21 protein-coding genes are annotated in these 25,458 nt (G+C 65.9%); 15 read left to right on the forward strand and 6 right to left on the reverse strand.

The features are described 5' to 3' along the window. The first annotated feature begins 179 nt into the window (after positions 1 to 179). From Ga0102493_RS07085 to Ga0102493_RS07135, 11 genes are all read left to right on the forward strand, one after another. Complete coding sequence (locus tag Ga0102493_RS07085; RefSeq protein WP_051698133.1) at positions 180 to 845, forward strand: XrtA/PEP-CTERM system exopolysaccharide export protein; 666 nt, start codon at positions 180 to 182, stop codon at positions 843 to 845. Positions 846 to 860: 15 nt separating this feature from the next. Next, positions 861 to 2,384 (forward strand): XrtA system polysaccharide chain length determinant, encoded by a 1,524-nt coding sequence (locus tag Ga0102493_RS07090; protein ID WP_034904731.1) that lies wholly within the window; start codon positions 861 to 863, stop codon positions 2,382 to 2,384. Between the two features lie 10 nt (positions 2,385 to 2,394). Next, positions 2,395 to 3,360 (forward strand): P-loop NTPase, encoded by a 966-nt coding sequence (locus Ga0102493_RS07095; protein ID WP_034904730.1) that lies wholly within the window; start codon positions 2,395 to 2,397, stop codon positions 3,358 to 3,360. Positions 3,361 to 3,364: 4 nt separating this feature from the next. Continuing rightward, positions 3,365 to 5,008 carry a porin family protein gene (locus Ga0102493_RS07100; protein WP_034904727.1) on the forward strand — a complete coding sequence of 548 codons (1,644 nt, stop codon included), beginning with the start codon at positions 3,365 to 3,367 and terminating at the stop codon, positions 5,006 to 5,008. A gap of 17 nt (positions 5,009 to 5,025) precedes the next feature. Beyond that, on the forward strand, positions 5,026 to 6,177 hold the full coding sequence (locus tag Ga0102493_RS07105) for an XrtA/PEP-CTERM system-associated ATPase (RefSeq protein WP_034904725.1): 1,152 nt from the start codon (positions 5,026 to 5,028) through the stop codon (positions 6,175 to 6,177). A 2-nt stretch (positions 6,178 to 6,179) separates the two neighbouring features. Then, positions 6,180 to 7,094, forward strand: coding sequence for an XrtA system polysaccharide deacetylase (locus Ga0102493_RS07110; RefSeq protein ID WP_034904723.1), 915 nt, complete (start codon positions 6,180 to 6,182; stop codon positions 7,092 to 7,094). Beyond that, positions 7,091 to 8,158: a FemAB family XrtA/PEP-CTERM system-associated protein gene (locus tag Ga0102493_RS07115; RefSeq protein WP_034904721.1), complete on the forward strand. Its 1,068-nt coding sequence runs from the start codon at positions 7,091 to 7,093 to the stop codon at positions 8,156 to 8,158. The genes Ga0102493_RS07110 and Ga0102493_RS07115 overlap by 4 nt, the downstream gene beginning before the upstream one ends. 19 nt (positions 8,159 to 8,177) lie before the next feature. After that, positions 8,178 to 9,404, forward strand: a complete 1,227-nt coding sequence (locus Ga0102493_RS07120) for a TIGR03087 family PEP-CTERM/XrtA system glycosyltransferase (RefSeq protein WP_034904719.1) — start codon at positions 8,178 to 8,180, stop codon at positions 9,402 to 9,404. Between the two features lie 46 nt (positions 9,405 to 9,450). Continuing rightward, complete coding sequence (gene xrtA / locus Ga0102493_RS07125) at positions 9,451 to 10,407, forward strand: exosortase A (RefSeq protein ID WP_236922323.1); 957 nt, start codon at positions 9,451 to 9,453, stop codon at positions 10,405 to 10,407. Positions 10,408 to 10,420: 13 nt separating this feature from the next. Beyond that, positions 10,421 to 12,319, forward strand: a complete 1,899-nt coding sequence (locus tag Ga0102493_RS07130) for an XrtA/PEP-CTERM system amidotransferase (RefSeq protein WP_034904716.1) — start codon at positions 10,421 to 10,423, stop codon at positions 12,317 to 12,319. A 208-nt stretch (positions 12,320 to 12,527) separates the two neighbouring features. After that, on the forward strand, positions 12,528 to 13,454 hold the full coding sequence (locus tag Ga0102493_RS07135; RefSeq protein ID WP_034904714.1) for a crotonase/enoyl-CoA hydratase family protein: 927 nt from the start codon (positions 12,528 to 12,530) through the stop codon (positions 13,452 to 13,454). On the opposite strand, the gene zapE is transcribed toward Ga0102493_RS07135, so the two are convergent. Genes zapE through Ga0102493_RS07150 form a run of 3 tightly spaced genes read right to left on the reverse strand, consistent with a single transcriptional unit; the run spans position 13,451 to position 15,864 of the window. Next, the gene (zapE, locus tag Ga0102493_RS07140) at positions 13,451 to 14,569 is read right to left on the reverse strand and encodes a cell division protein ZapE (RefSeq protein WP_034904712.1); all 1,119 of its coding nucleotides are present in this window, start codon (positions 14,567 to 14,569) and stop codon (positions 13,451 to 13,453) included. The genes Ga0102493_RS07135 and zapE overlap by 4 nt on opposite strands. Further along, positions 14,569 to 15,039 (reverse strand): PaaI family thioesterase, encoded by a 471-nt coding sequence (locus Ga0102493_RS07145; protein ID WP_034904711.1) that lies wholly within the window; start codon positions 15,037 to 15,039, stop codon positions 14,569 to 14,571. The genes zapE and Ga0102493_RS07145 overlap by 1 nt, the downstream gene beginning before the upstream one ends. A gap of 42 nt (positions 15,040 to 15,081) precedes the next feature. Beyond that, positions 15,082 to 15,864, reverse strand: a complete 783-nt coding sequence (locus Ga0102493_RS07150; RefSeq protein ID WP_034904708.1) for a succinate dehydrogenase iron-sulfur subunit — start codon at positions 15,862 to 15,864, stop codon at positions 15,082 to 15,084. Between the two features lie 156 nt (positions 15,865 to 16,020). Here Ga0102493_RS07150 and Ga0102493_RS07155 point away from each other — a divergent pair, with 156 nt between their 5' ends. Then, positions 16,021 to 16,776 carry an SDR family NAD(P)-dependent oxidoreductase gene (locus Ga0102493_RS07155; RefSeq protein WP_051698129.1) on the forward strand — a complete coding sequence of 252 codons (756 nt, stop codon included), beginning with the start codon at positions 16,021 to 16,023 and terminating at the stop codon, positions 16,774 to 16,776. Positions 16,777 to 16,820: 44 nt separating this feature from the next. Here Ga0102493_RS07155 and Ga0102493_RS07160 read toward each other — a convergent pair whose 3' ends face one another. Further along, complete coding sequence (locus Ga0102493_RS07160; RefSeq protein ID WP_051698127.1) at positions 16,821 to 17,846, reverse strand: D-alanine--D-alanine ligase family protein; 1,026 nt, start codon at positions 17,844 to 17,846, stop codon at positions 16,821 to 16,823. A gap of 86 nt (positions 17,847 to 17,932) precedes the next feature. On the opposite strand from Ga0102493_RS07160, the gene Ga0102493_RS07165 reads away from it, so the two are divergent. Then, complete coding sequence (locus tag Ga0102493_RS07165) at positions 17,933 to 19,396, forward strand: hypothetical protein (protein WP_051698124.1); 1,464 nt, start codon at positions 17,933 to 17,935, stop codon at positions 19,394 to 19,396. Here Ga0102493_RS07165 and Ga0102493_RS07170 read toward each other — a convergent pair. After that, on the reverse strand, positions 19,393 to 20,409 hold the full coding sequence (locus Ga0102493_RS07170; protein WP_034904706.1) for a D-alanine--D-alanine ligase family protein: 1,017 nt from the start codon (positions 20,407 to 20,409) through the stop codon (positions 19,393 to 19,395). The two genes, Ga0102493_RS07165 and Ga0102493_RS07170, sit on opposite strands and share 4 nt — an antisense overlap. A gap of 154 nt (positions 20,410 to 20,563) precedes the next feature. Here Ga0102493_RS07170 and Ga0102493_RS07175 point away from each other — a divergent pair, with 154 nt between their 5' ends. Further along, the gene (locus Ga0102493_RS07175; protein ID WP_034904704.1) at positions 20,564 to 21,199 is read left to right on the forward strand and encodes a class I SAM-dependent methyltransferase; all 636 of its coding nucleotides are present in this window, start codon (positions 20,564 to 20,566) and stop codon (positions 21,197 to 21,199) included. Positions 21,200 to 21,298: 99 nt separating this feature from the next. Here the strand turns inward: Ga0102493_RS07175 and Ga0102493_RS07180 are convergent, their stop codons facing one another. Beyond that, positions 21,299 to 24,130: a ribonuclease E/G gene (locus Ga0102493_RS07180; protein ID WP_034904703.1), complete on the reverse strand. Its 2,832-nt coding sequence runs from the start codon at positions 24,128 to 24,130 to the stop codon at positions 21,299 to 21,301. Positions 24,131 to 24,584: 454 nt separating this feature from the next. On the opposite strand from Ga0102493_RS07180, the gene Ga0102493_RS07185 reads away from it, so the two are divergent. Then, a complete protein-coding gene (locus tag Ga0102493_RS07185; protein ID WP_034904702.1) occupies positions 24,585 to 25,454 on the forward strand; it encodes an N-acetylmuramoyl-L-alanine amidase family protein in 870 nt (289 codons plus the stop codon). The last annotated feature ends 4 nt before the right edge of the window (positions 25,455 to 25,458 follow it).

Below are 25,458 nucleotides of genomic sequence, written 5' to 3' on the forward strand. Positions count from 1 at the left end.
CCTGTCGAATTGCCCTGTCCCAAGGCGGGATGGGGTCTCGATTGAGGGCTTATTCCTAACACTCTCTTCACCATTTTCGGGCAGAGGCGAAGTCCATGTTCGCCGGGCCGTGCGTGGGCAGGTCGCTCCTGCCCGGAGCCGACCGGCCAGGCGGACCCTTGGCCCGAGGACAGGTATCGATGCTCAATCCGCCGCTTTTCCGTTTTCCGACCGCTCGCCTCGCAGCGCAGATCATGGCAGCCGTGCTGGTGCCGATCGGCCTTGCCGGCTGCGCTGCCGGAGGACCGGAACTGCCGCCAGCTACCTACGGAGCCGCGCCCGAGCAGCCTTCGGAGGAATACCGCATCGGCCCGCTCGACGACATCACGATCCATGTCTGGCGCAACCCGGAACTGAGCGCGGAGAAGGTCAAGGTCCGCCCCGACGGGCGGCTGACCATCCCGCTTGTCCAGGACATCCCGGCGGTCGGCAAGACCGCAACGGAACTGCAGGACTACATCGCGGGCGAGCTTGCCCAGTATATCGAGCAACCGATCGTTTCGGTCATCGTCAACACGCCCGGCGGGACCTACGATCAGCGCGTGCGCGTGGTCGGCTCGACCGAACAGCCCGCCTCGCTGCCGTATCAGGCCAACATGACCGTGCTTGACGCGATGATCGCGGTCGGCGGGCTTGGCGAATTTGCAAGCGGCAACCGTGCCAAGCTGATCCGGCTCGACCGCGAAAGCGGCACGCAGAAGGAATACCGCCTGCGCCTCGCTGACCTTCTGAAGCGCGGGGATGCGAGCGCCAATGTGATGCTTTCGCCCGGCGACACGATCATCATTCCCGAAAGCCGCTTCTAGGGGCGCGCGGCACGGATGGACGAACTCTTCGATGAAGTGCGCGCGGCGCTCTGGTCGGTCTGGCACCGGCGCTGGATCGCGATCGCGGTCGCGTGGGGGGTGTGCCTCCTCGGCTGGCTGGTGGTCGCGCTGATCCCCAATTCCTACGAATCCAAGGCGCGCATCTATGTCGATGTGGAAGATGTCCTGTCCGAACAGCTCGGCATTGCGGGCGACGGGCGAGAGGAAATCCTGCGCGTGCGCCAGACGCTGGCGAGCAACGTCAATCTCGAACGGGTGATCAAGGGGACGCGTCTGGGCGAGGGGATTTCGACTCGCGGCGAGATGGACAATGCGATCGCCGACCTTGCCAAGCAGGTCGCGGTCCAAAGCGAGGAGGACAATCTCTTCGCGATCACCGCTACGGTCGGCAAAAGCGACCTGTCCGATGCTGAGAACGCGGTGCTGGCGCGCAATGTGGTGCAGAAACTGCTCGACATCTTCCGGGAGGAGCACATCGCCGGAAACCGTGCGGGTATCGACCAGGCGCTGGCCGAACTCGATTCCCAGCTCGAAGAGCGCAAGACCGAGCTCGAAGCGGCCGAGGAGCGTCGCCTGTCCTTCGAGGCGCAGTATCCCGATCTCATCGGTGGCTCGCAGACGCTTTCGAGCAAGGTCCAGCAGGCCCGCACCGAATTGCGCGATGTCGATGCCGACCTCGCCGCCGCGCAGAGCGCATTGGCCGCGATCGAGGGCCAGGTTTCGGGCACGCCGCGCACCATCATCAGCCCCGGCGGGGCGACGGGTCCGCGCGGCGCGCTGATGCAGGCGCAGGCCCAGCTCGCCGAATTGCGCTCGCGCGGGCTTACCAACGTTCACCCGGACGTTATCGCGACGAAGCGTCAGGTCGATCTGCTGGCGAAACAGGCAGCAGCGGCTGGACCCGAGGATGCCGGCGGCACGCCGAACCCTGCCTACACATCGCTCATCGCGATCCGCGCGGACCGGCAGGCGGCGGTGGAATCGCTCCAGGCGCGGCGTGCGGCGCTGCAATCGACACTGGCCTCGCTGATGGCGAGCCAGGCGAGCGAGCCTGCGATCGCCGCCGAAGCGAACCGGATCAGCCGCGACTACGACGTGCTGCGCAGGAATTACGAGGATCTGCTCCAGAACCGCGAGGAGATCAGGACCCGCGGCCACGTTGTGGACGAGACGAGCCAGTACAAGTTCAACCTGATCGACCCGCCGGTCGTCCCGCAAAAGCCCGCTGCGCCCAATCGGCCGGTCCTTTTGCTTGGCGTGCTGGTCGTGGGTCTTGGCGCGGGTGCGGGCGTCGCGTGGGGACTGGGCCAGCTGCGTTCGGGTTTCGCGACGCCGCAGAAGCTCGAACGCGCTTTCGACCTCCCCGTGATCGGTGCGATTTCCCTGACGCTGTCGGATGCGGCGAAGGCGCTGGAGCGGCGGCGGCTGAAACAGTTCGCGGGGGCCTGTGCGGGGCTGGGCGCGGTATTCGTGATCCTGCTCGCGATCGAGGTCGTCTCGGTCGGGACGGTGGCATGAGGAGCGGATCATGACCAAGCACAGCAGGATCACACCCGCAGGCGAACCCGGAAAGAAGCGCCCTTCGCTGCTTGAGCGGGCCGAGGAAACCTTCGGGAAAGGCCGTCTTGGCCCGGCCGGCGTGCCCGCGGACCTGCCCGAACCGCCGCGCCGGGGGCCCCGGCCAGCGCCGAGTGCACCCGCAAGCCCGGGAAAGGCGCTGGTTCCGACCACGCCCGAGCAGCGCGAACAGGCCCGTATCGGGCTCGCCGGGCCGTACCAGACGATCGACCGGGCGCGGCTCCGTGCCGAAGGCCTGATCGTACCCGAGGACCCGGTCACCGGGCAGCTCGAGGAATTCCGCATCGTCAAGCGCGAGCTGCTCGTCGAGGCGCGCGCGGGCGCGGCCGGTCCGCTCTCCCGGCGCATCCTCGTCTGCTCGCCGCATCCCGGCGAGGGCAAGACCTACATCGCAACCAATCTCGCGATCGCCATGGCTGCCGAGCGCGATATCGAGGTCGTGCTGGTCGATGCCGACGTGGTGAAACCCTCGGTCACGCGGCGGCTCGGCATCGCCGGCGGGGCGGGATTGATGGACACGCTCGCCGATCCTTCGATCGAGCCCGAAAGCTGCGTCATCCGAACCGATATCGAGGGGCTCTTCGTGCTTCCCGCAGGCAATGCCAGCGTGCGCGATGCCGAATATCTCTCGAGCGCCCGGACCGGCGTGGTGCTGGAGCGGCTGACCCGCGGAGCACCGAACCGCATCCTGATCTTCGACACGCCTCCCGCGCTCGCCGCATCCCCCGCGGCCGAGCTTGCCGGCCATGTCGGACAGGCGATGCTGGTGGTGCGCGCCGACGAGACGAGCCGCGCCGCGCTCGAGGACGCGCAGCAATTGCTGTCGGCCTGCGCCGATATCAAGCTCCTCCTCAACGCCGCGCGCTACAGCCCTTCGGGCCGTCGTTTCGGCGATTACGGCCTGGCAAAGGGCTAGGTCGATGCGTTTCGCGCTCCTTGCTCTTGCGGCCCTTGTCGGCCTTGCTGCCTCGGTCCCGGCCCATGCCCAGGACCGGCGGGGGGACAATGCGTTCGGCACCGGAGGTGGCAATGGCGACGGTCGCACCGTCATCCAGCCCTATATCGAGGTGAGCCAGGTCCTCTCCGCCGAGCTGACACCGGGCGACGACGTGCTCACCTTCACCCAGTTGGCCGCCGGGGTCGATGCCAACACGCAGGGTCGCAATTCCGGGGCCTCGGTTTCGCTGCGCTACGAACGCAACATCGCCTGGGGCGACGACCAGGTCGACACCGACACGCTGAGCGGGGTGGCGCGAGGCTATCTTTCCGTGGTCCCCCGCGCGCTTACGTTCGAAGCGGGCGGCCTTGCGAGCCGCACCCGGCTCGATGGTGGCGGCGGTGTCTCCAGCAACCCGCTGGTCCGCGAGGATGCGGAAAGCCAGATCTATTCGATCTATGCCGGGCCGACGCTGGCCACCAATGTCGGGCGGGTCGCGGTCAATGGCTTTGCGCGGTTCGGCTACAATCGCTTCGAGACCGAGAACGCGGCATTCGATCCCGCCGGAAACGCGGTCGACGTGTTCGATGACAGTGTGACCTATAACGGGCGGGTCACTGCCTCGACCCGATCTGGCGACCCGTTCCCGGTCGGTCTCGCCGTCACCGGCGGGATCTTTCAGGAAGAGATCTCCAATCTCGACCAACGGGTGCGCGATGCGTTCGTGCGCGCCGACGTCACCGTTCCGGTCACGCCTTCGCTCGCGATCGTGGGCGGGGTGGGCTATGAGGATGTCGAGATATCGAGCCGCGACGCGCTTCGCGATGCAAGCGGCGATCCCGTGATCGGAGCTGACGGGCGGCTCGTCACCGACAGTTCGGGGCCCCGCAGGATCGCCTTCGACGTCGACGGCCTGCTCTGGGATGTCGGCGTATTGTGGCGACCGAGCTCGCGCACCTCGCTCGAGGCGCGAGTGGGTGAACGTTACGATTCAACAACCTATTACGGTAATTTCACATATCAGCCGAACTCGCGCAGTGCGCTCAGCGTTGTCGCCTATGACGGGGTCAGCGGCTTTGGCGGTGTACTCAACAACGCTCTTGCGGGCCTGTCGAGCGATTTCACCGCGTTTCGCAATCCCGTCACCGGTGATTTCGGCGGCCTTGTCAGCGGGGGCGAAGGGGCGGGCCTTGTCGGCACGCTCGGTTCGGTGCGTTCGGCAGCGTTCCGCGGTCGCGGCGTTCGGGCGAGCTATCAGCGGCGCATCGGCCGGCTCGATGCGGCTATCGGCGCGGGCTATGACCGGCGCACCTTCATTGCCGCGGCCGGGACCCCGCTCGAAGCGGCGGACGGCCTGACCGACGAAAGCTATTACGTCACGGGCGCCCTGTCCCGCCAGATCGGCCAGCGCGCGATCATCACCGCGAATGCCTATGCCAACTGGTTCGAGAGCGCGAGCGTGGGCGGCGATGTCACCGCCTTCGGCGCCTCGGCCTCCTACAACCGATCGCTTACCCAGCGCCTGTCGGGACGCGCGGCGCTGGCGATCGATTACTTCGACAGCGAATTCTCCGCCGAGGATTTCGCCTTTGCCACCGCGCTTATCGGCCTGCGCTACAACTTCTGAATCAGGGGAGCCCAGACATGTACGAACAATTCTACGGCCTCAGTGCTCGCCCCTTCCAGCTCACGCCCGACCCGCAATTCTATTTCGAGAGCATCACGCACAAGAAGGCGATGAGCTATCTCGGCTACGGGATGAACCAGGGCGAGGGCTTCATCGTCGTCACAGGCGAGGTCGGGGCGGGCAAGTCGACGCTGGTGGCGCACCTGATGGAGCGGATCGACCGCGAGGCGCTGACGGTCGCGCAGATCGTCACTTCGGCGCTCGACGGGGAGGAAGTGGTCCATGTCGTCGCGCAGGCTTTCGGCCTGTCGGTCGAAGGGCATGACAAGGCATCGGCGCTGGGTGCGATCGAGCGTTTCCTCCAGGACGAGGCGCGCGCCGGTCGCCGTTGCCTGCTGGTGGTCGATGAATGCCAGAATCTCGAACTCGACGCGCTCGAGGAACTGCGCATGTTGTCCAATTTCCAGCTCGGCTCGCACCCGCTTCTCCAGAGCCTGCTGCTGGGCCAGCCCGAATTCCGCCGCACGCTTGCGCATCACCCGGGCCTCGACCAGCTGCGCCAGCGGATCATCGCCTCGCATCATCTCGAAGCGCTGGGAGAGGACGAGATCGAGGCCTACGTCACCCACCGGCTCGGCCAGGTCGGCTGGGACGGGCGCCCCGTTCTGGGCGAAGTGCTGGCCAGCGCGCTCCACCTTGCGAGCGAGGGGATCCCGCGGCGCATCAATCAAATCATGAACCGGCTCCTGCTGCTCGGCGCGATCGAGGAGGAGGAGGTGCTCACCCCTGCCATGCTCGAAGCGGTGGTCGAGGAGATGGCAGGCGACGAGGCGCAGGGCGCGAAAGCGCCGGAACCGAATACCGCCGCCCGACCTGCCGAAATTGCGGTCGGCGAAGAGGGGGGGGCGGCAGGCGAAGTCGCTGCGCTTCTGGCAGAGCGCGATGCGCGCACTTCCGAACTTGAATCGGCTATCCGCGAATTGCAGGCGGCGGGTTCTGCCCTGCACGGGGATGGTGCCTCCATGGACGCCGCCGCCGCGGATCCGGCATTGGCCGAGACGATCCGCAAGCTGGAAGCGCGGCTCGAGGAGCAGGAGCAATCGCTCCGTCACGTTCTCACCATGCTGATCGAATGGCTCGAGGACGACATCGCGCGGGAGGCGGCCTGACCGTGGGGCAGGCGCCCGATCCTGAGGCACCGCTCGTCAACGGCCTGTCGGTCGATGTGGAGGAGTGGTTCCAGGTCGGCGCGTTCGAGCGCGTGATCGACCGCGCCGATTGGGCGGGCATGGCAAGCCGGGTCGAAGACAATGTCGACTTCCTTCTCGACCTGTTCGCCGAAGCGAGGGTAAGGGCAACCTTCTTCACCCTGGGCTGGGTCGCCGAGCGGCACCCTGCTCTGATGCGGCGCATCGCCGGGGGCGGGCACGAAATCGCCAGCCACGGATACGACCATGCGCGCGTCTTCACTCTTTCGCGACGGATCTTCGCGCAGGACATCGCGAAAGCGCGCTGCCTGATCGAGGACGCATCGGGCGCGCGCGTGTCGGGCTACCGGGCGCCGAGCTTCTCGATCGATGCGCGCACGCCCTGGGCTTTCGAGGAACTGGCGGCACAGGGCTATGCCTATTCCTCCAGCGTCGCGCCGGTCGCGCACGATCATTACGGCTGGCCCGAAGCGCCGCGTTTCGCGTTCCGCCCGGTCGCGGGCTCGCCGCTCGTCGAATTGCCCGTCACCACGGCCATGCTCGGTCAGCGCCGGGTGGCGGCAGGCGGTGGCGGGTTCTTTCGCGTGCTCCCCTATTCGTTCTCGCGCTGGGCGATCGGGCAGGTCAACGCGCGGGAGCGCCGCCCTGCAGTGTTCTATTTCCACCCCTGGGAAGTCGATCCGGACCAGCCGCGCATGGACCATGCGCCGCTGCGCTCGCGGTTGAGGCATTATACCGGGCTAGAGTCGATGGCGGGCAAGCTGCGCAAATTGCTCGGCGATTTCGAGTGGGGGCGGGTGGATGCTCTGGCGGCGCGCGAGGCGCATCGTGCGCAGGCCTTCGCTCCGCGATCGCTGCCGCAAAGCGAGGCCGCATGAACGCGCCCGTTCGCCTCACGCAATCGGTGCGCGCGGTCGACCTGCACGATGCCGGCGAAGCCCGCCGGATCGAGGGTTTCGTGCGCGAACACGGCGCGAGCCTGTTCCACCGCCCTGCCTGGCTGCTTGGTGTGGAGGCGGGGACCGGGCAACGCGCGGCGGGCTTCGTGGCCGAGCGCATGGGAACGATCACTGGCTGGCTCCCGCTCACGGAGGCGCGCTCGGCGCTGTTCGGAAAAGCGCTGGTTTCGAGCGGTTTCGGCGTGGGCGGCGGCATCTGCACCGGGGACGCAGACGCAATTATCTGCCTTGCCGAAGCGGCCGAGCGCCATGCTGCGGCGCGCGGTTTCGGCTCGGTGGAACTGCGCGGCGGTGTGATTCCCGAACGGCCAGGCTGGAGGCAATGGAGCGACAGGCATTGCGGCTTCGAGCGCCGATTGGCCGAAGATGACGAGTCCGAGCTTCTGGCCATTCCGCGCAAGGCCCGCGCCGAGGTGCGCAAGGGCATCGCCAACGCATTGCGGGTCCATGTCGGGCGAGAGCGACGCGATCTCGCGGCGCATTACGCGGTCTATTCGCAGAGCGTGCGCAATCTCGGCACGCCGGTTTTTCCCAAGAAGCTCTTCGCCGCCATGCTCGCAGCCTTCCCGCGCGAAAGCGACATTCTCACCGTTTACGCAGGCGGCACGCCGATCGCGAGCGTTCTGTCCTTCTATCACGCGGGCGCGGTGATGCCTTTCTGGGGCGGCGGCACTTTCGCCGCGCGGAGCAGACGGGCGAACGAACTCATGTACTACGAACTCATGCTCCATGCTCGAAAGCGGGGCATGGAACGGTTCGATTTCGGCCGGTCAAAGACCGGAAGCGGCCCGTTCCGGTTCAAGAAGAACTGGGGCTTCACGCCCGAACCGCTGACCTATGGCGCATGGGATGCACCGGGCGAGGCCGCGCGCGATGTCGACCCGACGAGCGCGGCCCATGCCCGCAGGATCGCGCTGTGGAAGAAGCTGCCGCTGCCCGTCGCCAACCTCATCGGACCGCCCATCGCGCGCGGCCTTGCCTGAGCCAGCGGTGGAGGGCCGAATGGGCGATATCCTGTTCCTGGCGCACCGCGTCCCGTTCCCGCCCGACCGGGGGGACAAGATCCGCTCACACCACCTGCTGCGTACACTCGCGCGATTGTCAAATGTCCATGTCGGCACGCTTGCGGAAAGCGCCGCAGACCGTGCGGGCGAAGCCGACCTTTCCCGCATCGCGGCGAGCCATTTCGTCGCGCCGCGCGTCAAGCCGCTCGCGCTTGCCGGAGCAGAAGCGGTGCTCGCGCGCAAACCCGTCAGCCTTGCCGCGTTCCACTGTGCCGCGCTCGAACGCTGGGTGCGCATGACCATCGAGACGCGCGAGATCGAAACGATCGTCGTCTTCTCCGGCCAGATGGGGCAATATGTCCCGGAGCGCTTTGCCGGCCGCGTTGTCATCGATCTGTGCGATGTCGACAGCGCCAAGTTCGCGGCATACGCCGATGCAGGCCAGCGAGTCTGGCTCAACCGCCGCGAAGCCCGCCTGCTCGCCCGCGAGGAAGAACGGCTCGCAGGCCGGGCCGATGCGACGATCCTGATCAGCGAAGCTGAGGCGAACCTGCTGCGCGCCCGGCTGCCCGCCCGCCTCGCGGAAAGGGTGCGCGTGATCGGCAATGGCATTGATGCGGCCCGCTTCGATCCTGCCGCCAGCGCGCCGCATCAGGCCCTTGCCGCGCGCAAGGGTCCGCAATTCGTCTTCACCGGGCAGATGGATTACTGGCCCAACGAGAAAGCCGCGATCTGGGCTGCGCGTGAACTGCTGCCCGCTTTGCGGCGACGGCTGCCGAGTGCTGAACTCCACATCGTGGGACGCAGCCCGACCCGATCGGTCGAGGCGCTGGGCGCGCGAGCGGGCACGAGCGTGTGGGGCGAGGTGCCCGACATGCGCCCCTTCATCGCGGCTGCGGACATGGTGCTCGCCCCGCTCGATATCGCGCGCGGGGTGCAGAACAAGGTGCTCGAGGCGATGGCGATGGCGCGGCCGATCCTGCTCTCGCCCGCCGCCGCGGCGGGGATCGACGCGCGCGACGGCGAAGAATGGCTGGTTTGCGAGCGAGAGCCCGGGGCGATGGCCGCCGCCGCCGCTTGCCTGCTTGCCGATCCGGCGCGCGCTGCGGCCATGGGAGCGGCGGCACGGCGCTTCGTGCTCGACCGCCATGGCTGGGATGCTTTGCTCGAGCCGCTCGGGACGATCCTTGCGGCAGATCCTGCACAGGCGCGCCATGCAGCCTGAGCCGAGGTCTTCGCGCGCGCCCGCCATCGGGCAGGCGCTTGGCGCGATGTGGCGCGAACCACTCATCCGGCTTGCCCTCGCGAGCGCGGCGCTGATCGCCGCGAGCGCGAGGGAATGGGGCGAGATGCTCCACCAATGGTGGAATATCGACACCTACAACCACATCGTCCTGATGCCCGCGATCCTGGTCTGGCTCGTCTGGATGAAGCGCGAGGAACTGGCGCAGGTTGAACCGCGCGAATGGGCTCCGGGTCTGGCGCTGGTTGCGGGCGCGCTCGGGCTTTGGGTCGCGGGGCGCTTTACCGGGATCAACCTGCTCGCCCATGCCGGGGCAGTTGGCGCGGTGCAGGGGGCGGTGGTGGCGCTGCTCGGGGCGAGGGTTGCCGCGCTGCTCGCTTTGCCGCTCTGTTTCGCGGTTTTTCTCGTGCCATTCGGCGACGAACTCATCCCCCCTCTGCAATTCGTCACCGCCGAGATCGCCGCCGCTCTCACCAGGCTTGGCGGCATTCCAGCACAGATCGACGGCATTTATATCCAGACGCCCGTCGCGCTGTTCATCGTCGCCGAGGCCTGTTCGGGGGTTAAGTTCCTCGCCGCCATGACTGCGCTCGCGGTGCTGGTGTGCTTCACCCGTTTCGCAAGCTGGAAGCTGCGCGCCGCTTTCATGGTTGCAGCGATCCTCGTCCCGATCCTCGCCAACGGGGTGCGGGCATGGGGGACGATCCTCGTCGCCCAAAGCTGGGGGGTCGAGTTCGCGCAGGGGTTCGATCACATCGTCTATGGCTGGGTGTTCTTCGCGCTGGTCGTCGCCCTTCTGCTCGGTATCGCCTGGCGCTTCTTCGAGCGCGAACCGGAAGATCATGGCTGGCGCGCCGCCGATCTCGCCGGTTCCGCCTACCTCGCGCGCAGCGAAAGTGGCGAATCAGCTTCTCGCGGCATGTTCATCGCCATTCTTGCCCTGTCGCTCGTCGCCGCGATTGTGGCCTTTGCGACGATGGTCTAGCGCCAGACCGCTCATGTGCGGGATCGCCGGAATCTTCCATGCCGAAACGCCCAAGCCGGTCGATCCCGTCCGGGTCGAACGCATGTGCGAGGCGCTGGTCCATCGCGGACCGGACGGTTCGGGCGTGTGGACCGGGCCCGGCGTCGGGCTGGGCCATCGCCGGCTTTCGGTTATCGACCTCGAAGGCTCGCCCCAGCCGATGCATTCGGCCGACGGGCGCTCGGTCATCGTTTTCAACGGCGAGATCTACAATTTCCGCGAACTGCGCGGCGAACTCGAAGCCGCCGGCGCGCGGTTTCGAACCTCAGGCGATACCGAGGTGATCCTCGCGGCCTATGATCGCTGGGGGGTGGACTGTCTCGATCGGCTCGACGGCATGTTCGCTTTCGCGCTTTACGATAGGGACAAGCGCGCTCTTTTTCTCGCGCGGGACCGGTTCGGGGTAAAGCCGCTTTTCCTGGCGCAGCTTTCAGACGGGAGCCTCGCTTTCGCTTCGGAACTGAAAGGCCTCCTTGCCCATCCGCTGCTGCGTCGCCGGGTGAGCCCGCAGTCGCTCGATGCCTATCTCGCCTGGGGCTACGTGCCCGACAGCCACGCGATCCTGTCCGGCACGAGCAAGCTGCCCGCAGGCCATTTCCTGTGGATCGAGCAGGGCAAGGGCGTTCCGCAGCCGCGCCGTTGGTGGGACATGGATTTCACGCAGCGCGAAAAGGGCAGCGAAGCCGATCTTTCGGCGCAGCTTCTCCACCTGATGCGGGACGCGGTGCAATCGCGCATGGTCGCCGACGTGCCGCTGGGCGCGTTCCTGTCGGGCGGGGTCGACAGCTCCTCCGTCGTCGCCCTGATGAGCGAGGCGAGCGCCGCGCCGGTGCGCACCTGCTCGATCGGTTTCGACGTCGCAGCGCTTGACGAGACGAGCCACGCCGAGACCGTGGCAAGGACCTTCGGGACGCTCCACACAGCGCGCCGGGTCGGGCATGACGATTTCGCGGCCGTGGATGGCCTTGCGGCGATGTTCGATGAGCCTTTCGCCGATGCCTCGGCGCTTCCGACATGGCGGGTGTGCCAGATCGCACGGGAACAGGTGACGGTCGCGCTGTCTGGCGACGGGGCGGACGAGGCGTTTGCGGGTTATCGAAGGCAGGTGTTCCATCGCAATGAGGAGCGCGTGCGTGCGCTGCTTCCGGGCGGGGTTCGCGAGCATTTGTTCGGGAGGCTCGGTACGCTCTGGCCCAAGGCGGACTGGGCCCCGCGTCCGTTGCGCGCGAAGGCGACCCTGCTGGCGCTCGCGGGAAGCGGCGAGGAGGGTTATGCGCACGGCCTTTCCGTGACCACGCCGGAGCAGCGCGCAGCGCTTTATTCGGATGAATTCGCACGCGGGCTCGCGGGATACCGGGCCGAGGACGAGCTTGTTGCCCTGATGCGCTCGGCACCTGCGCGAGGCGGGCTCGACCGGGCGCAGTATGCCGACCTCGCCTTCTGGCTGCCCGGCGGTATCCTGACCAAGGTCGACCGCACCAGCATGGCGGTGAGCCTCGAGGCGCGCGAGCCTTTGCTCGACCATCGCCTCGTCCAATTTGCCGCGCGCCTGCCCGATAGGATGCGGGTGAGGGGCGGCACGGGCAAATATCTGCTCAAGAGGTGCATGGAGCGCTACCTGCCGCAAGACATCCTCTACCGGCCCAAGCAGGGCTTCGTCACGCCGATCGCCGAATGGCTGCGCGGCCCTCTTGCCGGAGAAGCGCGCGCGATCGCGGCAAGTCCGGTGATCGCGCAGAGCGGCTTTTTCGAGCCCCGTGCGCTCGCGAGGCTGGCCGAGGCGCATATTGCCGGGCGCAGCGACAATTCGCGCGTCCTTTGGCAATTGCTGATGCTCGAGAAGTCGCTCACCCGACTAGGCATTTCTTCCTGACGGCGCTTTGCGCGCGCACGCAAGCCGGTGAGTCCTTTGCGCAACCTTTCAACCGATTTTCGGTCAACCGCTGCGGGTATGGTAAATATTTGATTGCCAAGCGACTCCTGCCTCGCTTAGATTCACTACAACAGAGCCAAAGAGCCGTGAAGCCGAGCCGGAGGGGCTGCCCGCCGGGCAATGACGGGGCGTGTCGGAGAACGGAACTATGGACAGCAGTGCCACAAGCGCAGTGCCCTTGTCGGGCGAGAGGGAAGAGCTTCTCGCCGAGAGCGCGCTCCATGCGGCGATCCCGGAAGGGCTTTTCGCACTGGGCGAACTCGATGTGCTTTACGATGACCGCGCAGCGGCGCTGTGGACCTTCATGAATCCGGACGGCCGGCCCAGTTTCACGCCGACGATGCTGCGCGATTTCGAGGCCTGGCAGGACCTGATCGGTCAAGGGTTCGGGCCCGGAAAGGTACCGCTGCGCTACCTCATCCTCGGCAGCCGGGCGCGCGACGTGTTCTGTTTCGGCGGCGATCTCGAACTGTTTCAGCGCCTGATCCGCGACCGCGACCGCGACGGGCTGGTGCGGTACGGGCACCGCTGCTGCGCCATCCTCGATCGCAATATCAGGACGCTCGACATCCCGATGTTGACCGTGGGACTGGTTCAGGGCGCGGCGCTCGGCGGAGGGTTCGAAGCGCTCCTGTCGTTCGATTACATCATCGCCGAAAGACAGGCGACCTTCGGCCTGCCCGAGATCATGTTCGGCCTCTATCCCGGCATGGGCGCGCATGCCCTGCTGGCGCGCAAGCTGGGGAGCGCGATGGCCGACCGGATCATCGTCTCGAACCAGACCTACACGGCCGAAGAGATGTACGAAATGGGGATCGTCCACGCGCTCGCCGAGCCGGGTGACGGGGTCAACGCGGTTCGCGATTTCCTGAAGAAGTCCGACCGCCGCCATGCCGGGCTGGTCGGCTCGCGCCGCGCGATCAAGGAGGTCTGGAAGCTCGACGTGGCCGAGCTCAACCGCATCACCGAAATGTGGGCCGAAACCGCTCTGGAATTGAGCGAGACCGATCTCAAGGTGATGAACCGCCTCGTCGCGGCACAGGCGCGCCTTGCGGAGCGGATCGCCGCAGCCTAGCCTTCTTCCCCGTGGCCGAGCGCCATGTAATCGTCGCTCTGCATCTCGTTGAGGCGGCTGACGGTGCGCTCGAATTCGAACGCGCCGTCGCCCGAAGGATAGAGTTCCTCCGGCACGGCGGCGGCTGTGGCGAAGAGCTTGACCCGGTTTTCGTAGAGCGCGTCGATCAGGGTGATGAAGCGCGCCGCTTCGTTGCGGTTTTCCGGGCCCAGGCGGGGAATCCCGACGATGATGACGGTATGAAACGCGCGGGCGATGGCGAGGTAATCCGCCGCCCCGCGCGCTTCGCCGCACAGCCGCCTGAAGCTGAACACCCCCACGCCCTTGAGGCTTTTGGGCACGTGGATCGAACGTTTCGCGCCGATGGGCAGCTCTTCGCTCGGCACGTGCTCGGCATCCTCGGGTGCGAAGTCGGTCAGGCGGAAGAAGGCTTCGCGCACCTTCGCGGTCGCTTCATCACCAAGCGGCGTGTGCCACGTCGCAAGCCCGCCGATCCGGTCGAGCCGGTAATCGGTGGGTCCGTTCAGGGGCAGCACGTCGAGCTCCGCCTCGATAAGGTCGATGAAGGGCACGAAATGCTCGCGGTTGAGCCCGTCCTTGTAGAGATCGCGCGGCGGCCGGTTGGAGGTGGTGACGATCACCACGCCGCGCTCACGGATGAGCTGGGTGAACAGGCGGCTCATGATCATCGCATCGGCCGAATTGTTCACCACCATCTCGTCGAAGGCGAGGCATCGCACGCCATCTGACAGCCGCTCGGCGATGCGCGGGATGGGGTCGCCCTCGCGCCGTTGGCGGACCTCGCGCATCGTTTCGTGGACTTCCTGCATGAAGGCGTGGAAGTGGGCCCGGCGCTTTTCGGCGATGCCGAGCGTCGCGTGGAACAGGTCCATCAGCATGGATTTTCCTCGCCCGACGCCGCCCCACATATAGACGCCCTCGGGACGCTCCGGCTCCCTTGCGAAAAGCTTGCCGAAAATCCCGCCCGCTGGCTGTGCCGCCTCCAGGTCGCGCTGCAATCGATCGAGCCGCTCGGCTGCGGCGCGCTGGTCGGGATCGGCGCGCAATTCGCCGCTCGCAATCAGTTGCTCGTAGCGCGCAAGCAGCCCCGCCATCAGCGCGGTTTCATCTTTCGCACGATGCCAGAATAGCTCGCCACGACATCGTCACCCTGCATGCACTGGCCCCGCAGGAAGAGCATGCGCCCGGTCTCGCGCACGATCTCGCTCACTGCATCGAGCGGTCGTTCGGGATCGCCTGCGCCTACGAACTGGGTGGATAGCTCGACAGTCACCGAAGGCCCGGCATTGCCGCTGCCGACCACATGCATGGTTGCGAACAGGGCAATATCGATCAGGCCGAGCGTCACGGCGCCGTGGATATTGTCGCCGAGATTGGTGTGCTTGCGTTCAGGAAACATGCGCAGGCGGCACCGGGTCCCTTCGCGGCGGACGTGCATGTCGCCGAGCACGGCGGTGTTGTAGCGCGTGCGATCGATGAGATTCCAGCTGTACCAGCCGTCTTCGCCGCCCGTTTCCTCGGGCGAAAGCTCACGATAGTCGAACGGAGGACCGCCGTCGTTCACAGGCCGGACCCTCCCGCAATACCCCTCCCGATCATGCCGGGGTCAGAGCTCGCGCTCGGCCATCATCTTCTTGGTTTCGGCGATCGCCTTGGCTGGGCTTAAACCCTTGGGGCAGACATTCGCGCAGTTCATGATCGTGTGGCAGCGATAGAGCCGGAACGGGTCCTCCAGCGCATCGAGCCGTTCGCCGGTCATCTCGTCGCGGCTGTCGGCGAGCCAGCGATAGGCCTGCAGCAGGATCGCGGGACCGAGGAACTTGTCGGAATTCCACCAATAGGACGGGCAAGCGGTGGAGCAGCACGCGCACAGAATGCATTCGTAAAGCCCGTCGAGCTGTTCGCGCTGTTCGGGCAATTGCAGCCGCTCCTTGCCCGAAGGCGTCGGGCTGACGGTCTGCAGCCAAGGCTTGATAGAGGCGTATTGCGCATAGAAGTGCGTGAAATCAGGGACGAGGTCCTTGATCACGTCCATGTGCGGCAGCGGCGTAATGCGGATCTCGCCCTTCAGCTCCTCGATCGCGGTAGTGCAGGCGAGGCCGTTCTTGCCGTTCATGTTCATCGAGCACGACCCGCAGATCCCCTCGCGGCAGGAGCGGCGGAAGGTCAGCGTCGGGTCGATCTCGTTCTTGATCTTGAACAGGGCGTCGAGAACCATCGGGCCGCACTGGTCGAGGTCGATCTCGAAGGTGTCGTAACGCGGGTTCTGGCCGCTGTCGGGATCGTAGCGATAGACCTTGAACGATTTCACCCGATTCGCGCCGTCGGCCTTGTGCTTCTTGCCGTCCTTGCGGATCTTGGAATTCTTCGGAAGGGTGAATGTCGCCATTGTCGCTGTGATCCCGGTTGCTCTGGCTGTCCTATCTAGCGGCTTGGCGCGGCGAGGCAACCGGTGGCGTGTTGCGCGCTTTGACACATGGGTTGAGCGTCCGGCATCCTTGAGGTTTGTGGGGAACTTCGGGCGGGCTGCCGCCTTGTGCCTAACATGGATCAGGAACGAGACGAGCGGGCCGCCGCACCCGGTTTTCCCCGCAGAGCCGCAGTGTTCGGAGCCTCCGGTGGGATCGGTAAAGCCCTGTGCGAGGGCCTCGCCCAGGGCGGATGCGAGATCGTGTATGCTGGCTCGCGCGTTGGCGAGGCGCCTTCGGGCGGGCCATATCGGCCTTTCGCCTTCGACCTCACGCGGGAAGACACGATCAAGGACGCTGCCGACGCGATGAAGGATGAGCCACCTGAATGGGTGATCGTCGCGAGCGGGGTATTGACGCTCTCCGACGGGACAGGGCCGGAACGCAGCTATCGCCATGTCGAAGCCGCGAGCATGGCCGAGGTCTTCGCCCTGAACACGATCGGCCCCGCGCTGGTCGCAAAGCATTGCCTGCGCCTCATGCCGCGCAAGGAGCGCTTCGTCTTCGCGGCGCTGAGCGCGCGGGTCGGTTCGATCAGCGATAACGGGATCGGCGGGTGGCATGCCTATCGCGCGTCGAAAGCGGCGCTCAACATGCTGCTCAAGAACTACGCGATCGAAATGGGCCGGACGCATGAGTCTGGCGTGGTGGTCGGGCTGCATCCGGGTACGGTGGATACGAGCCTTTCGCAGCCCTTCCAGAAGAACCTGCCCGAGGGCCAGCTCACTGCGCCAGGCGATGCGGCGGGTAAGCTGCTGCGCGTACTGGCGGGTCTCGGGCCGGAGGACAGCGGCAAGGTGTTCGATTATGCGGGGAAGGCGGTGCCCGCCTGAGCCGGTTCGCGCGCAGGAGAACCGGCTCTCAGAACCGGCGGGCTTCAATCGAGCTTGATCAGCCCGTGCCGCGCCAGCGCCTCGGCGAGGATTGTCTCGATCAGCTCTTTCTGCGACCAGCCCGCCATCTGCGCCGCCCTGCCAAACACCTTCTGTGACCACAGATTGCAGTTGAGATTGAGTTCGAGGAAATTCACCTCGCCCGTCGCCTCGTTCACCCGGAATTCGAAGCGACCGTAGTCGAACGGCCGGTATTCCTCCCAGACCTTCCGCGTCATCTCGGCGATACGAGCGGTCAGCGTCTCGTCCTCGAACGGATCGAGCGAATATTTCTGACTGCGATCAACGAGGTCGCGCTTCTCGTAATAGGTCCGCAGATGGGAGGGATCGGCCTGGCGGAAGATCAGCATCGGAAGGATCTGCGGCTCGCCGCGAACCGTGACGACCGGCACCTCGACATCGGAGCCTTCGAGAAACGGCTCGACGATCGCGTCCTGTCCGCCATTCGCGGGATCGGAGTGGATGCGGTGCACGGCCTCTTCGACGCCGGGCCAGTCATGCGCATCGGCGACGCCCCAGCTAGCCGAGGAATTGTTCGGCTTGATCACGTAACGCACGGCCTGCGGACACTTGTCGCGCGTCACCGGGGCGCCCTTGCGATAGACAGCCCATGGCGCTGTCGGAACGCCCGCGACCTCGGCGGCCCGCTTGGCGAAATGCTTGTCATCCGATGTGCCGCGCAGGATCGGGTTCGCGCCGAGATAGGGAAGGGCCGCACGCTCGCACAGCAGCGGCAGCAGCATTTCCGAATTGAAGAAGCCCGCACGGTTGAGCAGCGGAAAGACGAAATCGACACCCTTGGGCGGATCGAACAGGACTTCGTGGGTCTGAGCGATTTCGAGCTTGAGGCCGAGCGATTGCAGCACCTCGCGCATTTGGCGATGATAGACCGCGTGATTGCCGTCCTCGGGATGGATGTCGCCCTCCCACAGCGCGTTCTTGGCAACGAACAGGACAGTCAGCCTGTCCTTCGCTTCGGACGGAATCGCGAGCGGGGAGAGTTTGGGCAATTCTGTGCGACCTGTGCTTATGGAAATGTCCCTGTCGCATAATTCTGCTAGGGCAAGGTTCCAAGCCGAAAGAGGGCAATCGCCTCGTGGTCGCACGATTTCCTGACATTGACCCCGCTTATGAGGGGCGCGAGGGGGTTGCGGAGCTTGTCGCGCTGCTGTGTTCAGGGGGCGATGCGCGAATCGCGCTCGATCCTGAAACGGGCCTCAATCGGTATCTGGCTGCGCCCTATCCGCGCCGGACGCTCGCGCTGGCTTCCTCGACCGCCAACGACATCTCGCCCGCAGCCTTCGATCATCTGCTCGCCGTGAAGTCGGCGGGGCAGGCTTCGCATGCCGAGCATCTCGATGCACTCAGGCAGAGGATCATTGCGGCCTACAGCCTCGACCGCGACACGGGGATCATCTTCGCGCCCTCGGGGACCGACTGTGAATTCATCGCCCTCGCTGCGGTGCAGGGTCGGGCGAAAAGCGGGGTGCACAACATCCTGCTCGGAGCGGACGAAGTGGGCAGCGGATGCGTCCATTCCGCGCGCGGCTGCCATTTCGCCGACAGCACCGCTCTCGGCCATGCGACCGAGGCGGGAGAACCGGTTGCGGGGATGGACGCGGTGACGCTGTGCGACGTGCCGGTTCGCTGCGCGCACGGCGAGGCGCGCAGCAGCAGCGAGATCGCGCAGGTCATCCGCGCTGAGATCGTCCATGCGTGCGAGCAGGAGCAGCACGCTCTGCTGCATGTCGTCCACGGCTCTAAGACCGGGCTGATCCTGCCGCGCCTGCGCGAAATCGACGTTCTGATGGCCGAATTCGGTGACCATCTCAGCCTTGTCGTCGATGCCTGCCAGGCCCGCATTACTTCCCAGGCCGTACGCGATTATCTCGCGCGCGGAGCGATCGTGCTGCTGACCGGATCGAAATTCATGGGCGGCCCGCCCTTTTCGGGCTTTGCCCTTGTCCCTGCTCGCCTGATCGAACAGGCCGCCCCGCTGCCGCGAGGCTTCGCCGGGCTGTTTCGCCGGGCCGAGTGGGACGCGCGCTGGCCGGGGCGCGACGGCCTCGAGCAGAGCGCCAATCCTGGTCTTGCCCTGCGGCTCGACGCGTCGATCTTCGAACTCGAAAGGTTCGAGGCGTTGGGGCACGAGGCTGCCCGGCGGGTGATCCTTGCCTTCCAGCGCGCGATCCGTGCCTTGCTTCTGCATCGCAACGGCTTTCGCCGGATCGAGCCCTACCGCAACGGCAATGCCGAGGAAGCGGCCGACCATCCGATCGAAATGCTCACCCTCGCAACGCTCGACGTGAGCGCGCATCCGCAGGCCGCCACATTCGAGGATGCGCGTGTCCTGCACCTTTCGCTCGAAGCGAAGGGCCTCAGGCTGGGGCAGCCTGTCAAATGCGTCCCGCGAGAGGACGGCAATTGGGCGGGGACGCTGCGGGCGGGGCTTTCGATGCCGCAGATCTGCGTGCTTGCCGAGCTGTCCGACCATGCTCTTGAAAGAGCGATGTTCGAACAGGTCGGACGCTTTGCGGATGCGCTCGCCGTTCCGGCCTAGCCCGCGATCAGCCCGTTCCTGCGCCAGCTTTCGGCGAGCAGGGTTTCAAGCAGGTCCGCATGGCTGAAACCGGCGCGCGCAGCGGCCTTGGCCATGACCTTTTCCGACCACAGATTGCAGTTCAGGTTGATTTCGATGAAATTGATGTCGCCGGTCTGAAGGTCGAGCCGGAATTCGATCCGGCCATAGTCGAACGGCACGAATTCGCGCGCAACGGCCTTTGCCATGTCGCCGATGCGCTCGGCGAAATCGGGATGTTCGAAGGTCTTGAGCGCGGCCTTCTCGGTGTTCTGGACGAGATCGCGCTTTTCGTAATAGGTCCACAGCCGCTGCGTGTCCTCTCGCTCGTACCACAGCATGGGAAGCGCGGTGGGCGTATCATGCAGCGTGATGAAGGCGCACTGGATGTCGTAGCCGTCGAGATAGGGCTCGACGATCGCGTCGTGTCCCTGGCCGTGAATGTCGGCGACGGCGTTGGCGACACCGGCGAAGTCGAACGCATCGGAAATGCCCCAGCTCGCCGATGAGGCGTTGGGCTTGATCACCCAACGGCCCTTGGGGCTGGCGGGAAGGTCGGCCTCGCCCACGGGGGCGCCGCGGCGGTAGCAGAACCAGTCGGCGGTCGGCACGCCCGCATGGCGCGCGACGAGCTTGGAGACCGACTTGTCATCGCCCAGCCCGCGCAGGAAGGGCATCGCGCCGAGATAGGGGATGCGCTGCATGTTGCACAGCAGCGGCACCATCATCTCCGAATTCACGAAGCCGCCGCGATTGAGCAGCGGGAACACGAAATCGGCAGGCGGGCGCGTGAAGAGGATGTCGTAGCTGGCGCCCAGCTGCAGGTTGAGCCCAAGCCCCTCGAGCGTCTGGCGCACCTCGTGGTGATAGATCGCGTGGTTGCCGTCTTCGGGATGCATCCCGCCGCCCCACTTGGCGTGCTTTGCCATGTATAGAAGGCGCACGCGCTCCTTGTCTTGTGCAGAGATGCGCAGCGGTTCGATTGAGTCGGTCATGAAGATGTCCGTGGTGTGGGAAACGAGCGGCGCTGATTACCGTTTCGCATGGCGCTCCGCCACACAATTCTAGGGAAAGGTGGTCCGGCGAAAGCGCTTGGCATGCGGGCCGGTTTCGGGGAAGACTGGCTGCGGGGGCAAGAGGAGAAAACCGATGGGCCTCGGCCGATGGTACGATCGCCACGTAATGCCGCGGCTGATCACCTGCGCCTGTTCGCAGGGGCAAGTGATGAAGCGACGCTCGGCGGTCGTGCCGCTCGCGAGGGGCGCGGTGTTCGAACTGGGCTGTGGCGGCGGGATCAATCACGAATTCTACGACGCGTCCGCGATCACCTCCTATGCCGGGATCGACCCGCACGAAAAGCTGCTCGAGGACGCGCGCAATGCGGCGCGAGAAAAGGGCTGGTCCGCCGATATCAGGCAGGGACGGGGGGAGGAGATTCCCTTTCCCGACACATCTTTCGACACGGTCGTGTGCACTTTCACATTGTGTTCGGTCGATGACCCGGCGCAGGTCCTGTCGGAGTTTGCGCGCATTCTGAAGCCCGGCGGGCAGGCGCTGTTTCTGGAGCATGGCCGCGCGCCCGATGCCGCGATTGCCAGATGGCAGGACCGGATCGAGCCAGTGTGGAAGCGCCTGGCCGGCGGCTGCCACCTCACGCGCCCGATCGGCAGCGCGTTTCGCGGTGCGGGCTTTCATGTCGCACCAATCGGGCAGGGCTACACCCCGCAGGCCCCGAAATTCGCCGGTTGGATGGAATGGGGCGCGGCGATCAAGCCGGGAGTATAGGGCGAAACCGAAAGAAGCTCGGACCGGGCGGGCGAAGAAACCCCCGCCGCCCGGTCCGTCAGCTGCGTTTCACATGCCGTCAGGCCAAGCGCCGTCCTATCACTCGCCGAACGTGCGCTGCCACCAGCCGCGCTTCCTTGGCGCGGACTTCCCGCCAGATCCGGACGCACCGGACTTTTCCGATTCCTCCGCCTCGTTTTCGGCAGCGGGCGTTTGTTCGGCGGTTGCCGTTTCGGTTTCACCCGCCTCCTCGACCTTCTTAGCGGGGGACTTGCGCCGGCGCGGAGCCTTGGGCTTTGCATCGGCCTGTGCTTCGGCTTCGGGCGCAGACCCGGCCTCGGCGGGTGCCGCATCGCCGCTGATTGCGGCTGCTTCGGCGTCCTTTTGCGCCTTGGTCTTGCGCGGCGCGCGCTTGCGCTTCGGTTTTTCTTCGGTTGCCTCTTGCGCTGCGGGCGTTTCGGCCTCCGCGGACCCTTCGGCCGGAGCCTCCTCCACCTTCTTCTTTTGCGGCGCGCGCCTGCGCTTGGGCTTTTCCTCGGCGGGAGCCTGCTCTTCGGCCATCGCCTCGGCGGTTTCGGGAGCATTGTCGGGGCCGGAGACGACGGTCATGTCCTCCTTTACCTGCTCGGCGACGTCGCCCAGTTCATCGGCAGCCTGTTCCAGACTTTCGTCCGAACCCTCGGCTCCCTCATCGCTTCCCTGCCTGCGCGAACGTCCGCGACCGCCGCGTCGGCGCCGCCTTTTCGTGCCGTCGCCGCCCTCTTCGCCATCGCCGCTTTCCGCTTCGCTTTCATCGGAACCGGAATCCTGCTCGTCGCCATTTTCGTCCGAGCCGTTCTCTCCGTTTTCCTGCCGCTTCTTGCGACCGCGACCGCCGCGCCGACGGCGGCGCTTCTTCTTGCGCGGGCCGCCGTCATCGTCAGAGGACGTGTCGTCGGTGGAATTGTCGTCGGAGGAAGTGTCCTCGTCCTCGTCCGTTTCCTCGGGCAGGTCCTCGTCATCGTCATCATCGTCGACGATGGGATCGAATCTCGGTGCTGAGGCGGGCTTGGGTCCCGCGCTCGAGACGTTCATCTTCGCGCCCTCGTTCTCGCCCTCCGGCAGGACTTCGACGCGCACGCCATAGCGCTGCTCGATCTCGACGAGGTCGTCACGCTTTTCGTTGAGGAGGTAGATTGCCGCTTCGGTGCTTGCAGCCAGGCGGATGATCGTGCCCTTGCCCTTGGCCGCTTCGTCCTCGATCAGTCGCAGTGCCGACAGGCCCGCGCTTGACGCCGTGCGGACAAGCCCTGTGCCGTCGCAATGCGGGCATTCGCGGGTCGTCGCCTCGAGCACGCCGGTGCGCAGGCGCTGACGGCTCATTTCCATCAGGCCGAAGCCTGAAATGCGCCCGACCTGGATACGCGCCCGGTCGTTCTTGAGCGCCTCCTTCATCGCCTTCTCGACCTTTCGCACATTCGAATTGTGCTCCATGTCGATGAAATCGATCACGACGAGGCCTGCCATGTCGCGCAGGCGCAGCTGGCGGGCAATTTCCCGTGCGGCTTCGAGATTGGTGTGAAGCGCGGTCTGCTCGATCCCGTGTTCCTTGGTCGAGCGACCGGAGTTGATGTCGATCGAGACCAGTGCCTCGGTCGGGTTGATGATGAGGTAGCCGCCCGATTTCAGCTGCACCATCGGATCGTACATCGCGCGCAGCTGGTCCTCCGCGCCATAACGCTGGAACAGCGGAACGGGATCGGAATACGCCTTAACCCGGCGTGCATGGCTCGGCATCAGCAGCTTCATGAAGCCCTTGGCCGCCTTGTAGCCTTCCTCGCCCTCGACGATGACTTCTTCGATCTCGCGGTTGTAGATGTCGCGGATGGCGCGTTTGACGAGGTCGCTGTCCGAATGGATCAGCGCGGGCGCGGTCGAGGCGAGGGTCCTCTCGCGGATTTCGTCCCAGAGCCGGGCGAGATAGTCGAAATCGCGCTTTATCTCGGGCTTGGTGCGGCTGATCCCGGCGGTGCGCACGATCAGGCCCATGGTCTTGGGCAGCTTGAGGTCGGAGACGACCTGCTTCAACCGCTTGCGGTCGCTGGTCGAATTGATCTTGCGGCTGATGCCCCCGCCATGGCTGCTGTTGGGCATGAGCACCGTATAGCGCCCGGCAAGGCTGAGATAGGTGGTCAGCGCCGCACCCTTGTTGCCGCGCTCTTCCTTGACGACCTGGACGAGCAGGACCTGGCGACGCTGGATGACGTCCTGGATCTTGTAGCGGCGACGCAGCGCCATGCGCTTGGCGCGGACTTCATCGACTTCCTTGGCCCGGCTGCGTCCGCCCTTTGCATTGCCGTTGCCCCGGGCCTTGCCCTGACGTCGGCCCCGACGCGATCGGCCGCGGCGGTTGCCCGAGCCGTTCTCGCCGTTTTCGCCGTTTTCCTCGTCGGAATCGTCCTCATCGTCGGAATCGTCGTCGTCGGACGTGCCGTCCTCGATCGTGGAGACCTTGTCCGAGTCCTCGTCGTCGATCTCCTCGACCCCGTCTTCAGCGAAATCCTCGGCAAGGCTTTCGCCGCTCTCTTCCTCGGCGTCGTATTCGTCGCCGGGCGCTATCCCCTCGCTTTCCTCCTCGTCGCGCAAGCGCTGCTCTTCCTCGGCCGCCTCGGCCTCTTCGGCGAGCAGTTTCTGCCGGTCATCGTAGGGGATCTGGTAGTAATCGGGATGGATTTCGCTGAAGGCCAGGAAGCCGTGGCGATTGCCACCGAAATCGACGAAGGCCGCCTGCAGCGAGGGTTCGACCCGTGTTACCTTGGCAAGATAGATATTGCCCTTGATCTGCTTGTGTTCGGCAGATTCGAAATCGAATTCCTCAATCCGGTTGCCCTTGAGCACCGCCACCCGGGTCTCTTCCGAGTGGCGCGCATCGATAAGCATGCGCGTTGCCATTGTGTAATCTCCAGGCGCCCGCGCGCTTTCGCTTGAAGCGGCAGGGCGGACGCAAATTGTGGGATGATGCGGCAGGCCTATGGGCCCTGACGCAAGTGGTGTTCGCGGCCGCTTCGCTGGCGAAGGCTGGCGCGCTGTTCGTGTCTGCTGTGAAAAGAGCGCGGGACTGTCCCGCTCCTCGGCCCGCAAGACAGGAAACGGCAGAAGCGCGTTCCTGATGGATATGCGGGGGGAGGCGTCTCGTCACTGCATCAACCTGTTGGGGCGCGGCGCGGATGCTGCCGGCCGGCCGTTCGATCTGATGAACGTCGCAATGGTTCCGAAAGCTCGATGCCGCCGCGCGGCTGCAAGTCCCGAGAAAACAGTTACGTCCACTTCGGCTTGCTAGCACCGTGGGTTTCCACCCGCAACTCTATTGCGCTCCTTGCGCGCAACATCCTAAGCCCGCCGCGTCATGAGCTTTCGCACCCTGTTTTTGCTGGTCGTCGCTTTGCCTGCGATCATGGTGGGCGCAGCCATGTTGCTGGGCCTTACCATTCCGGTGCCCGAATGGGGGCGCGACTATGTCCTGCGCTTTGCGCTGGGGGAGGAAGCGCGCCGCGTCGACCTGCCTGCCATTGCCGGTCCCGACGACCCGTCCCGCCCGCTTGTGGTGATCGATGCCGGCCATGGCGGGCGCGATCCCGGTTCGGTCGGAGGCGGCGTGCGCGAGAAGGACGTCGTGCTTGCCATTGCCCGTTCGCTGCGCGCGGAATTGCTCGAGGCGGGCGGGATCCGCGTCGCCATGACCCGCGATGACGATCGCATCGTTCCGCTCGCCGATCGGCCGGAAATCGCGCGTCAGCTGGGTGCCGACCTTTTCCTGTCGATCCATGCCGACAGCGCGGGCGAGCGGGGCGATGTCGGCGGGGCGAGCATCTACACCCTTTCCAACGAGGCTTCGAGCGAGGCGGCGGCCCGCTTTGCCGAGCGCGAGAACAACGCCGACCGCGTCAATGGCATCGTGATCGAGGGGCAGAGCGAGGCGGTCAGCGCGATCCTCGTTGAGCTTTCCCAGTCGCGCACGCAGGATGAGGCGACCGAGTTCGCAGGACTCATAGCGCGCGAGGGGGAGGGGCGAATCGCCTTCCACCCGCAGGCCCGCCGCTCCGCCGAGCTCGCCGTGCTGCGGGCACCCGACGTGCCGGGCGTCCTGTTCGAAAGCGGCTTCGTCACCAATCGCGACGACCGTGCGCGGCTCACCACCGAGGAAGGCCGCGAGGCCTATGCCGAGGTCCTCGCCCGGGCAATCCGGGTCTATTTCGCCCGTCGCGCCGAGCTTTAGGCGG

Origin of the sequence: Erythrobacter litoralis (assembly GCF_001719165.1) — a bacterium.
Classification (GTDB): domain Bacteria; phylum Pseudomonadota; class Alphaproteobacteria; order Sphingomonadales; family Sphingomonadaceae; genus Erythrobacter; species Erythrobacter litoralis.